Here is an 11,431-nt window from a genome sequence, read left to right as displayed (position 1 = left end):
GCCGCATCGATGTCGTCATCCCCCTCTTGTCCAATCCCAAATCCCTGATTTTTAGAGTCCCGCTTCCTTGAGCTTGGTGCGCAGCGCCGGCCAGGCGGCGGTATTCTCCACCATCACGCCGTTCAGGATGAAGCTCGGCGTGCCCTCGATCTTATATTGGGCGTTCGCCTCTTCCACGCCCTTGGCCAGCTTTTCGGCGGCGGCGGTGTCGGCCAGGCACTGTTTTGCCTGATCTTCCGCTATGCCGCGCTGCTTGGCGAAGTCGACCAGGCCGATCGCCTGGGCAAGCTGGCCGAAACGCTCGGCCGGGGGGGCGCTCATCAGCGCCTTGTATTTCTCGTCGCCCAGCGCCTGCGCCTTTTCGAACATCGCGTTCTGGTTGGCGAAGAACTGGTCGGACAGGGGATAGAATATGTCCTTGCCGCCGCAGCGCGCTAGCAGCGCGGTCGAAATGTCGATGGGATCGCGCACATAGTTGCGGAATTCGAAGCTCATCTTGCCGCTGTCGACGATCTGCTTGATCTCCTCGGCCGATTCAGCGGCGAAATCGCGGCAGTGCGAACAGGTGTAGGAACCATATTCGATCAGCTTCACCTTCGCATTGGGGTTGCCCATGATGAAATGGCCCTCGGGCGTGGTGGCGACGGTTTCGGACCATGTCGTGCCCGCAGGCGCGGCAACGGCGGCGACCGGTTCGGCTGAAGTGGTGCCCCCCGCATCCTTCTTGCCGCAGGCGGCGACGGTCAGGCAAAGGGCGATGAGGGCAAGTCCGGAAAGGGCTTTCACGTTATTCAGGCTCCGTTTGTCGGGCGTTATCCTGCACGGTTTAGATCAGGGCAATGCCGCCTGCAACCGCGTCCAGTCAGACCCCTGGACCAGCGTGCCGTTCACCGTGAAGGAAGGCGTGCCGCCAATCCGCACCTTGTTCCACGCTTCGTCGGTCATGGCCAGGATCTGCTTCATGGAGGCGGGATCGTTGATGCAGGCGTCCAACTGCGCGGGCTTGAAGCCGCGTTTCGCCATCAGGGCATAAAGGCCGGTCTTCTGCCCGATGTCGCGCAGGGCGGCGTTCTGATCGGCCGGCTTGGCCGCGTCCTTTTCATAGGCGATCAGCTTTTCCATCCATGCGCCCTGGTTGGCGAACAGGGCCTCATGATTGCCGAAGAAGCGACCAGGGCCGCCGCAACGGGCAAGCAGGGCGGCGGCCAGGTCATATTTGTCGCGCACCGCATTGCGCACCTCTACGCTGAGCTTGCCGCCCTTCACATAATCGGCGCGCAGGGGGGCGCTGGCCTCCGCCACGAAATGGGCGCAGTGGGAGCAGGTGTAGCTCACATATTCGACCAGCTTGGTCGGCGCGGCGGGATTGCCCAGCACATGACCCCCGATCGGGGACAGGGCGACCCGGCTCACCCAATTGGCGGCGGGGGCTGCGATAAGGCCCGCCGGAACGGCGAGCAGGGAGAGGAAAGCCAGGCGAAATTTCGTCATGCGGTGGTCCGTTGATGCGCCGCCCCTGTCACGGCAAAGATGGCTATGATGTATACTTCCTGTCCCCAAGCGCAACGTGCGAAGGCAGGAAATGGCCATGAGCGATCATCATTCCTCCCTACGCGCAGCGTGGGGAGGGGGACCGCCGCCGAAGGCGGTGGTGGAGGGGAAATTCGGAGGTCGTGCCCCGTTCCCCTCCACCATGCTTCGCATGGTCCCCCTCCCCATCTTCCGATGGGGAGGAATAGGATAGGTCCGCAAACACCCTAGCCGATCTTGGGCAAACCCCCGCTATTCGCCAGCCCCTGCGCCAGCGATTCCAGCACCGCCCGCAGTTCGGGGTCGCCAATGTCGCGCAGGGAATCGCCCAGTTCGACCGGAATGGGCTTCAGGTTGCGCGGTGGGGGGCGGCGTTCCGGCTGCCGGGGCTGAACCATGCCCTGCCTCATCGCGACCTTGGCGACGGCGGCATAGCCGAAGAAGCGGTTCACCCGGTCGATAATGTCGGGCAGCACATGCTGGATCATCGGCGCATGGCCGCTCATGACGGTCAGTTGCAGCGTGCCGCCTGCCTTCTTGCCCGCCGGGAAACGGATCGATTCGGGTTCGCTGATCCCGGCATAATGGGCACCCACAATCTCCGCCCAGCGAGTGACGATGCTGGACTGGACGAAGCCGAATTTGCGGAAGGCGGCGGCGCCGATGGCGGGCATCAGGTCCGCGATCCGGCGCGGCGCGCCGATGCGCGGGCGGTCCTGAGCCTGCTCCTTGCGGCTTTTCGTTTTTGGGGTCGCCATTTTTTTAGGGGTTTCTGGGCGTTCCGTCATGGGCTTCTTAATGGCATAGGGTCGCCATGCGCGTCGAGGGAAACATCCGGAAAATAGCATCCGATCTGCTCGCCCATTATGATGTCCATGCGCGCAAGCTGCCCTGGCGCGCCCCGCCGGGCGCCAATGCGGCCGACCCCTACCCCGTCTGGCTGTCGGAGGTGATGCTCCAGCAGACGACAGTGGCGGCGGTCGGACCTTATTTCGCGAAATTCACGCAGCGCTGGCCCGATGTGGCGGCGCTGGCGGCGGCGGCGGATGCGGATGTCATGGCCGCCTGGGCAGGCCTTGGCTATTATGCCCGCGCCCGCAATCTGCTGGCCTGCGCGCGGGCGGTGGCGGGCGACCATGGCGGCGTCTTTCCCGATACGGAGGATGGGCTGCGCGCTTTGCCGGGCGTGGGCGCCTATACGGCGGCGGCGGTAGCGGCGATCGCCTTCGGACGGCGGGCCGTGGTGGTCGACGCCAATGTGGAGCGGGTGGTGGCCCGGCTCTACGCCATCGCCACGCCCCTGCCCGCGGCGCGGGCGGAAATTCGGGCGGCGACCGACGCGATCACGCCCGACCTACGCGCCGGGGACTTTGCGCAGGCGATGATGGATCTGGGCGCGACCATCTGCACGGCGCGCAACCCCGCCTGCGGGATTTGCCCCCTGCGGCAGGATTGCGCGGCTTTCCGGACCGCCGATCCCGCCGCCTTCCCGGTCAAGGCGGCGAAGAAGGCCAGGCCGCACCGGCTGGGCCATGGCTGGTGGATCGAGCGGCCGGACGGACATGTCTGGCTGGTGCGGCGGCCCGACAAGGGGATGCTGGGCGGCATGCGGGCTTTGCCTTCCTCCGAATGGAACGACGCGCCTGACGCGACGCCGCCATTGTCCGCGCCCTGGCGGCGGCTGGCGGAGCCGGTCGCCCATGTTTTTACGCATTTCTCCCTCGCATTGACGGTGCACCATGCCCATGTGGGGCCGGACGTGACGCCGCCCGGCGAGGGTGAGTGGTGGCCGGTGGCCGAAATCGGGAAGGCGGGTCTGCCGACCCTGTTCGCCCGCGCCGCCGAAATGGCGATGAAGGAGAGTAGGAACGATGCACGGCTCTAATATCCCGGAATCGCGGCTTGTGGCCTTTGGCGGGGGACGGCTGGACCGGGTCGACCATGTCCGCAGCAATCCCGCCCTGCTGGCAGAGGCCTTCGCCTCCCCGCTGGCCCGCAGGCTGGTGCTGGACGGGCTGGAGCCGGTGGTCGAGGACGGCCATCTGGTGATGGAGGCGCTGCCGGGCGATGCCTGGATCGAACATCATGCCCTGCTGGGCGTGGACGAGCAGCAACGGCCGATCTTCGCGGAATTGCTGGCCGACGCGCCGCACAGCCTTGTCGCCACGCCGCGCAGCCGAACCTTGCCGGACGAGGTGCCGGGGCATGAGGTCGCCCTCTACGGTGCGGCGCGCAGCCTGTTGGCCTGGCATGCGCGGCACCGCTTCTGTTCGGTGTGCGGGCAGCGCAGCGCCCCCGCCAAGGCGGGCTGGTCGCGGCAATGCGGGTCGTGCAAGGCGGAGCATTTTCCCCGTGTCGATCCGGTCGTGATCATGCTGGCCGAGCATCGCGGGCGGGTGTTGCTGGGGCGGCAGCATAGCTGGCCCGCGGGGCGCTATTCGGCGCTGGCCGGGTTCGTGGAGCCGGGCGAAACGCTGGAGGAAGCGGTCGTCCGGGAGATCAGGGAGGAGGCGGGCATCGCAACCCATAAGGTGCGCTATGTGACCAGCCAGCCCTGGCCCTTCCCGTCATCGCTGATGATCGCCTGCACGGCGCAGGCCGACGACGACGCGCTGAAGATCGACGAAAATGAGATCGAACATGCCTTCTGGTGCGATGAGGAGGGCGTTCGCGCCGCCATGGCCGGGGAGGAGGGCGCACCCTTCCTCGCCCCGCCCCCGATGGCGGTCGCCTGGCATCTGCTCCGGCATTGGCTGGATGAGCGGGAACTGGCCGGGCGCTGGCAGGTTGCCGACCGCGACCCAAGCGCGTAAGGCCGCCCCTTCGCCCTGCACCCCCCGTCACAGGAATCGACAAAGTCCATGCTCAGCCTAGAAGAAGCCCAGTCCCGCGCCCAGGATCTGGTGACGGCGGCGCGCCGGGCGGGGGCTGACGCGGCTGACGCCATCTATGCCTGCAACGCATCGACCAACGTGTCGGTCCGGCTGGGCGCGCTGGAGGATGTGGAACGGTCGGAGGGCGAGGAAATCGGCCTGCGCGTCTTCATCGGCAGCCGCTCCGCCAGCATTTCGGCGTCCGACATGAACCCCGCGACATTGGCGACTCTGGTCGACCGCTGCATCGCCATGGCGGGGCAGGCGCCCGAAGACCCCTATGCGGGCCTCGCGCCTGAAGATCGGCTGCTGAAGGGCGCATTGCCCGCGCTCGACCTGGCCGACCCGTTCGAGCCGGAACCGGCGGACCTGCGCGCCCGCGCCCTGCTGGCCGAGGAAGCGGCGCGGGCCGTGCCCGGCGTCACCAACAGCGAGGGCGGCGGTGCCGCCACCGGACGCAGCCAGATGGCGCTCGCCACCAGCCACGGCTTTGCCGGGGCCTATGCCGGGACCAGCCATTCCACCTGGGCCAGCGTCCTCGCCGGAACCGGCGCGGACATGCAGCGCGACCATGCCAGCCACAGCGTCCGCCATATAGTCGATCTGGACGATGCCGATGCGGTCGGAACCCGCGCCGGACAACGGGCGGTGGCGCGGTTGAACCCGGTGAAGGTCGGCAGCGGCATGATGCCGGTCATTTTCGATCCGCGCATCGGCTCCAGCCTGGTCGGCCATCTGATCGGCGGCATGGTCGGCCCCGCCATTGCGCGCCGGTCGAGTTTCCTGCTGGAATCGCTGGGCGAGGCTTTGTTCGACGCAGGCGTGACGATCATCGACGATCCGCTGCGCCTGCGCGGCTTGCGCTCGCGCCCCTTCGACGGAGAGGGGCTTCCGGTCGGACGGCGCGCCTTGATCGACCGGGGCGTGCTGACCGGCTGGCTGATGGACAGCGCGTCGGCGCGGCAACTGGGGCTGGAGCCGACCGGCCATGCCAGCCGGGGCGGAAGCGGCGCGCCGGGCGCGGGCGTCACCAATGTGCATATGGAGCCGGGCACGCTGTCGCCCGGCGAACTGATGGCGGACGTGAAGCGTGGCCTCTACATCACCGAACTGATCGGCATGGGCGTCAATGGCGTGACCGGCGATTACAGCCGGGGCGCGGCGGGTTTCCTGATCGAAAATGGCGCGGTGGGCCAGGCGGTGTCGGAAATCACCATCGCCAGTAATTTGAAGGACATGTTCCGGGCGCTGGTCCCGGCCAACGACCTGGCCTTCCGCTATGGCATGAACGTGCCGACGATCCGCGTCGACGGGATGACCGTTGCTGGCGGCTGACATCCCCCTGCGCGACGTTGTGGCGGCCGTTTCCGACGCCGCCGACCGCGCCCTGACGCTCTGGGCGGGCGGGGAGACGCGCGTGCGCCAGTGGGAAAAGGTGCCCGGCCATCCGGTGTGCGAGGCCGATCTGGAACTGGACGCGATGCTGCGGGAGCGGCTCTACGCCATCGATCCGTCGGCGGGCTGGCTGTCGGAGGAGACGGCGGATACCGTCCACCGGCTCGGCCTGCCCCGCGTCTGGGTGGTCGATCCTATCGACGGCACGAGGGACTATCTGCGCGGGCGTCCCGGCTGGGCGGTATCGGTGGCGCTGGTGGAACATGGCGCGGTGCGCTTCGGCATATTGGCCGCGCCCGCCCGCAACGAATTGTGGATCGCCCAGTCCGGCGCGGGCGCGACCCGCAACGGACGAACCTTGCAGGCGGGATCGCGTGCCGTTCTGCCCGGTTCGCGGGTGCCCGCCGACCAGCTTCCCCGCTACGACCGCGATCTCGTCACCGTGCACAAGCCCAACAGCATCGCGCTGCGCATGGCGATGGTGGCGGCGGACGAGGCCGATCTGGTCGCGACGGTGCGCTGGGGCAATGAATGGGACGTCGCCGCCGCCGCGCTGATCGCGCAGGAGGCGGGGGCCATCGTCACCGACGCGCTCGGCAACCCCTTTTCCTTCAACCGCCCGCAGCCGACCGCCTTCGGCCTGCTATGCGCCGCGCCGGGCGTCCACGCCGCAGCGACGGAACGGCTGGCCCCGCGAGCGCAGGAAATATTGGGGCGCGCCTAGCCCAATATTCCCTCTCCCAGCGGGAGAGGGAGGGAGCCGTGCACGGCACGGCGGAAGGGTGAGGGCGAAACGGCGCGGATCACTCGCCATCTTCTCCCGCGCTGCTGAAAGCGCCGCTACTGGTCTGATCGCTCAGATCTTGCCATATTTGGCTTCGAATCCGGCCAGGTCGCCCGCGGCCAGATATTTCGCCTGGTCGATCCATTGGTCGCGCACCGGGCGGCCCTTGAAATTGCCCAGCTTCGCATCGATTGCGGCGATGTCGCTGTCGTTCCACCCGGCGATCTGCGCATAGCGGGTGACGCCCAGTTCGATCAGCAACATGTTCAGCTTGGGCCCCACGCCCTTCAGCTTCAACAGGTCGTCCGCACCGCTGGAAAGGGTCGTGACGGCGGGCGAAACCGGGATCGGCTGCGGCGCTGGCGCGACAGGTTCGACCGGAGCAACGGCGGCGGGTTCAGGCACCACCGGCTCGGCGGGAGCGGCGAGGGGGGGCGCGGCGACAGGCGGCGCGGCAACGGGAGCGGCGGCCTTCTTCACCTCCACAGGCACAACAGGCTCGCTCGGCCGATTGCGTCCGGACAGCAGGAAAACGACGCCGATAATGACCAACAGCGCGATCAGCAGCCACAGGCCATAGTCCATGAAAAATTCCTGCATCGCTCGTCCCTCCCCTTAGAATTTGGCCCGTCTGAATTTGGCCTATTTAAGGATGGTTGCGGGCGCGCCGCAAGGGGATCAGCGCGCTGCTTCCTCCCGCGCGACTTCCCGCCAGCCAATATCCCGGCGGCAGAAGCCGGTCGGGAAGCCGATGGCATCCACCGCCTTATAGGCCGCTTCCTGCGCCGCCTTCACCGTGTGGCCGGTCGCGGTGACGTTCAGCACGCGGCCGCCATTGGCGACGATCGCGCCGTCCTTGTCCGCCGTGCCCGCATGGAAAACCCGCGCCCCGCTGGCTTCCGCCGCGTCGATGCCGCTGATCGCGCCGCCCTTTTCCGGTGTGCCGGGATAGCCGTTCGCGGCCATGACGATGGTGAGCGCGGTGCGATCCGCCAGTTGCACCGGCCCCTGTTCGGCCAGCCGCCCCTCCGCCACCGCGAGCAGCAACGCGACCAGATCGCCGTCGAAGCGCATCATCAGCACCTGGCATTCGGGATCGCCGAAACGGGCATTATATTCGATCAGCTTCGGCCCTTCGGCGGTCAGCATCAGCCCCGCATAGAGGACGCCGCTATAGGGCGTGCCCTCGGCAGCCAGCGTGTCGACGGTGGGGCGGACGATCTTCTCGATCACTTCCGCCTCCAGTTCCGGGGTCAGCACGCGGGCCGGGCTATAGGCGCCCATGCCGCCGGTATTGGGACCGGTGTCGCCGTCGCCCACGCGCTTGTGGTCCTGCGCCGATCCGAAGGGCAGGATCGCGCTGCCGTCGGTCAGGGCGAAGAAGCTGGCTTCCTCCCCGGTCATATACTCTTCCAGCACCACTTCCTCGCCCGCCGCGCCGAACGCGCCGGAGAACATGGAATCGAGCGCCTCCAGCGCTTCCTCGCGGGTTTCCGCGATGATCACGCCCTTGCCCGCCGCCAGCCCGTCCGCCTTGATCACCACCGGCAGCGCGAAATCGTCCAGCGCGGCGATCGCGCCGTCCTTGCTGGTGACGCGCTCATAGGCGGCGGTGGGGATGCCCGCCCGCTTGCATAAATCCTTGGTGAAGCCCTTCGATCCTTCCAGTTGCGCCGCCTTCTTGCCGGGGCCGAACACCGGATAGCCCTTGACCCGCAGATTGTCGGCCAGCCCGTCGACCAGCGGCGCTTCCGGCCCGATCACCACCAGCCCGATGCTGTGGCGCAGGCAGAAATCCACGACGGCGCGATGATCCGTGGCATCCAGGTCGACCAACGTCGCATGCTGCGCTATGCCGGGGTTGCCCGGCGCGGCATAAAGGGTGCTGAGGGCGGGCGATTGCGCCAGCTTCCACGCCAGAGCATGTTCGCGGCCGCCGCCGCCCAACAGAAGGATGTTCATTTCGCCCATGTCCCCGGAATATGAAGCTGGATATGATGTCTCGGGGCGCCTGTTAGCCGAGGAACGCGCTGGCGACAACGCGCCGCCGCTCAGCGTGAGCGAATTGTCGGCCCTGCTGAAGCGCACGGTGGAGGACCGTTTCGGCCATGTCCGCCTGCGCGGCGAGATTTCCGGGTTCAAGCGGGCGGGGTCGGGGCATATCTATCTGTGCCTGAAGGACGACAATGCCGTGATCGACGGCGTGATGTGGAAGGGCGGGGCGGCGCGCCTGCCCTTCGCGCCGCAGGACGGGGTGGAGGTGATCGCCACCGGCAAGCTGACCACCTATCCGGGGCGCTCCAAATATCAGATCGTGATCGAGCGGATGGAATTGGCGGGCGAAGGCGCGCTGATGGCCCTGTTGGAAAAATTGAAGCAGAAACTGGCGGCGGAGGGGCTGTTCGACCGATCCGCCAAGCGCCGCCTGCCCTTCATGCCACGGGTGATCGGCGTCGTGACGTCGCCGACCGGCGCGGTGATCCGGGACATATTGCATCGGCTGGCGGATCGCTGCCCGACGCAGGTGCTGCTCTGGCCGGTGCTGGTGCAGGGGCAGGGCGCGGCGGAGCAGGTGGCGCGGGCGGTGCGCGGCTTCAGCGCGATGCAGCCCGGCGGCCCCATCCCCCGGCCCGATCTGGTCATCGTGGCGCGGGGCGGCGGATCGATCGAGGATCTGTGGAGCTTCAACGAGGAGATCGTCGTCCGGGCCGTGGCCGAATGCTCCATCCCGATCATCTCCGCCGTGGGGCATGAGACGGACACGACGCTCTGCGACTATGCCGCCGACATACGCGCGCCCACGCCCACCGCTGCGGCGGAGATGGCGGTGCCGGTGCGGGCGGAACTGCTGGCGATGCTGACGGAGCAGGGGCTGCGCATGGACCGGGCCGTGCGGCGCGGCGCAGCGCAGGCGCGGGAACGGCTGGAGATGCAGGCACGGCTGATGCCGACACCCGACACGCTGCTTGCCCCCCAGCGGCAGAGGCTGGATCAGTTGTCGGACGGCCTGGGCAGCGCCTTGCGGCATCGCATTGCCGATGCGCGTACGCATCTGGGCCAGGCGGGCGGGGCGTTGCGCCCGGCCCTGCTGCGCCAATATGTCAGCCGCGCCGCCGAGCGCGTCGCCCGGCTGCACCTGCGCCCGGATTATCTGGCGCGGGTGTATCAGGACCGGGCGACGGCGTTCGACCGGGTGTCGCGCCTGTTCCTGTCGGTCAATCCCGACCTGCCGCTGCAACGCGGTTTCGCCAGGGTGATGGCAGGCGACCGGCTGGTGAAATCAGTGGCGGATGCGCAGGCGGCGGGCGCCGTCACCCTGCATTTCCGCGACGGCGCGGTGGATGCGACCATCGATGGCGCCGCCCCCCTTGAGAAGCCGCCAACCGAAGCTATATCGAACCCGTCACGCCCCCCGCGCAAACCCCGCGAGGGCAGGGAAACCGGCCAGCAGGACCTGTTTTCCCGATGACGCCGTTGCGCAAGAAAGGCCGAGTTATCCCATGCTGATGTCCAACCGCGACCGCCCGGCCCGGCTGCATTATATGGCCTACAGCTTCCGCGTGCTGCAAACCGGCGACCATGTCGTCTGCGCCGTCAGCGGCCGGAAAATTCCGCTGGACGATCTGCGCTATTGGAGCATCGCCCGGCAGGAACCCTATGCCAGCGCCGAAATCTCCGCCCAGGCCGAATTGAAGGCGCGTGGCCTGTAAGATGCCGGGGTCGTAAATGAAGCGCCGGATCGCCGCCGCCGCTGCGCTGGCGATGGCTGGCATGACGGTTGCCGCAGCGCCGCCCACGACGGAACTGGCGCTGACCGGCGCGCCCGTTCAGGGCGGCGTCCTGCTGGGCACGGCGCCGAAGGGGACGGTCGAACTGCGCTTCAACGGGCAACTGGTGCCGGTCGATGCCGATGGCCGCTTCCTGATCGGCTTCGACCGCGATGCCGCGCCGCAGGCCCGGCTTACCGGACGCCTTGCCGATGGCGCGCTGCTCGACCGCGCCCTCACCGTCGCGCCCCGCGCCTGGCGGATCGAGCAGGTGAACACGCCGCTGCGCCCCACGAAAAGCACGGAAGCCTTCCTCGCTCTGCGCAGGCCGGAACTGGAACGGATCGCCGCCGCGCGCAACATGGTGACGGATGCGCAGGGCTGGCGCCAGCGGTTCATCTGGCCGCGCATCGGACGCATATCCGGCCTGTTCGGTGCGCAGCGCATCTATCAGGGCCAGCCTGGCGCATATCATGGCGGCGTCGACGTCGCTGGCGCACCGGGCGAACCCGTCGTCGCACCGGCTGACGGGGTGGTGATCCTGGCCGCCGACCGCCCCTTCACGCTGGAGGGCAATCTGTTGATGATCGACCATGGCCATGGTCTCAACAGCGCCTTCCTGCATCTGTCGCGGATCGATGTGACGAAGGGGCAGCATGTGGTCCAGGGGCAGCGCATCGGCGCGATCGGGGCCACGGGGCGAGCCACCGGACCGCATCTCCACTGGGGGATGAAGTGGAACGACGCGCGGATCGACCCGCTTTTATTGGCCGGACCCATGCCAGCGGGTTGAATTAATATTTCGCGGAACTATAATTTTCTTTATGTGTTTATGCGCGCCGGAATGCGAAAGTTTTTCCCGGAAACACGGGCCAATAACAAAGTTGTTATACGGGCGTTCAACGACCATTTTGCCCCATTGTGGCATATTTGCTACAGTTTCTGTCAAATGCGATTTTCGACCCCTGACCCTGCTTTACACTGATAAAACGACTGCGCAGAATATCGCGCAGTACGTGTGAAGAGGGTTTGCTGTCGGGCTCTTTCGCCCTCTTCACACGTCCAGAAAAAGCGCGCGGGCC

The 11,431-nt window shown here is 67.3% G+C and carries 12 protein-coding genes; 7 read left to right on the top strand and 5 right to left on the bottom strand.

Features of this window, described 5'->3' with window-relative positions:
• Positions 1-51: 51 nt before the first annotated feature.
• The 3 genes from NUH86_RS13340 to NUH86_RS13330 form a co-directional block, all read right to left on the bottom strand.
• Complete coding sequence (locus NUH86_RS13340; protein WP_267249947.1) at positions 52-786, bottom strand: thioredoxin domain-containing protein; 735 nt, start codon at positions 784-786, stop codon at positions 52-54.
• Positions 787-831: 45 nt separating this feature from the next.
• A complete protein-coding gene (locus NUH86_RS13335) occupies positions 832-1,491 on the bottom strand; it encodes a thioredoxin domain-containing protein (RefSeq protein ID WP_267249946.1) in 660 nt (219 codons plus the stop codon).
• 266 nt (positions 1,492-1,757) lie between these two features.
• On the bottom strand, positions 1,758-2,318 hold the full coding sequence (locus NUH86_RS13330; protein ID WP_416365327.1) for a DUF721 domain-containing protein: 561 nt from the start codon (positions 2,316-2,318) through the stop codon (positions 1,758-1,760).
• Positions 2,319-2,344: 26 nt separating this feature from the next.
• Between NUH86_RS13330 and NUH86_RS13325 the strand changes: the two genes are divergently transcribed.
• From NUH86_RS13325 to NUH86_RS13310, 4 genes are read left to right on the top strand one after another with little or no spacing between them, the layout of a single operon-like run.
• Positions 2,345-3,415 carry an A/G-specific adenine glycosylase gene (locus tag NUH86_RS13325; protein WP_267249944.1) on the top strand — a complete coding sequence of 357 codons (1,071 nt, stop codon included), beginning with the start codon at positions 2,345-2,347 and terminating at the stop codon, positions 3,413-3,415.
• Complete coding sequence (gene nudC, locus NUH86_RS13320; protein WP_267249943.1) at positions 3,402-4,343, top strand: NAD(+) diphosphatase; 942 nt, start codon at positions 3,402-3,404, stop codon at positions 4,341-4,343. The genes NUH86_RS13325 and nudC overlap by 14 nt, the downstream gene beginning before the upstream one ends.
• 48 nt (positions 4,344-4,391) lie before the next feature.
• Positions 4,392-5,738: a TldD/PmbA family protein gene (locus tag NUH86_RS13315; protein ID WP_267249942.1), complete on the top strand. Its 1,347-nt coding sequence runs from the start codon at positions 4,392-4,394 to the stop codon at positions 5,736-5,738.
• Positions 5,725-6,522 (top strand): inositol monophosphatase family protein, encoded by a 798-nt coding sequence (locus tag NUH86_RS13310; protein ID WP_267249941.1) that lies wholly within the window; start codon positions 5,725-5,727, stop codon positions 6,520-6,522. Before NUH86_RS13315 ends, NUH86_RS13310 begins: the two co-directional genes overlap by 14 nt.
• 132 nt (positions 6,523-6,654) lie before the next feature.
• On the opposite strand, the gene NUH86_RS13305 is transcribed toward NUH86_RS13310, so the two are convergent.
• Positions 6,655-7,182 (bottom strand): hypothetical protein, encoded by a 528-nt coding sequence (locus tag NUH86_RS13305; protein WP_267249940.1) that lies wholly within the window; start codon positions 7,180-7,182, stop codon positions 6,655-6,657.
• Positions 7,183-7,260: 78 nt separating this feature from the next.
• A complete protein-coding gene (gene purD, locus NUH86_RS13300; RefSeq protein ID WP_267249939.1) occupies positions 7,261-8,544 on the bottom strand; it encodes a phosphoribosylamine--glycine ligase in 1,284 nt (427 codons plus the stop codon).
• Positions 8,545-8,551: 7 nt separating this feature from the next.
• Between purD and xseA the strand changes: the two genes are divergently transcribed.
• The 3 genes from xseA to NUH86_RS13285 are packed head-to-tail and all read left to right on the top strand — an operon-like array spanning position 8,552 to position 11,142.
• Positions 8,552-10,051, top strand: coding sequence for an exodeoxyribonuclease VII large subunit (gene xseA / locus NUH86_RS13295; RefSeq protein ID WP_267249938.1), 1,500 nt, complete (start codon positions 8,552-8,554; stop codon positions 10,049-10,051).
• 31 nt (positions 10,052-10,082) lie between these two features.
• On the top strand, positions 10,083-10,292 hold the full coding sequence (locus NUH86_RS13290; protein ID WP_013848005.1) for a DUF2093 domain-containing protein: 210 nt from the start codon (positions 10,083-10,085) through the stop codon (positions 10,290-10,292).
• Positions 10,293-10,308: 16 nt separating this feature from the next.
• On the top strand, positions 10,309-11,142 hold the full coding sequence (locus NUH86_RS13285) for a M23 family metallopeptidase (RefSeq protein ID WP_267249937.1): 834 nt from the start codon (positions 10,309-10,311) through the stop codon (positions 11,140-11,142).
• Positions 11,143-11,431 lie beyond the last annotated feature (289 nt).

Source organism: Sphingobium sp. JS3065 (assembly GCF_026427355.1).
GTDB lineage: Bacteria > Pseudomonadota > Alphaproteobacteria > Sphingomonadales > Sphingomonadaceae > Sphingobium.
Note: the sequence above shows the minus strand (reverse complement) of the source record. Positions and strands in the feature narration are given on the sequence as shown.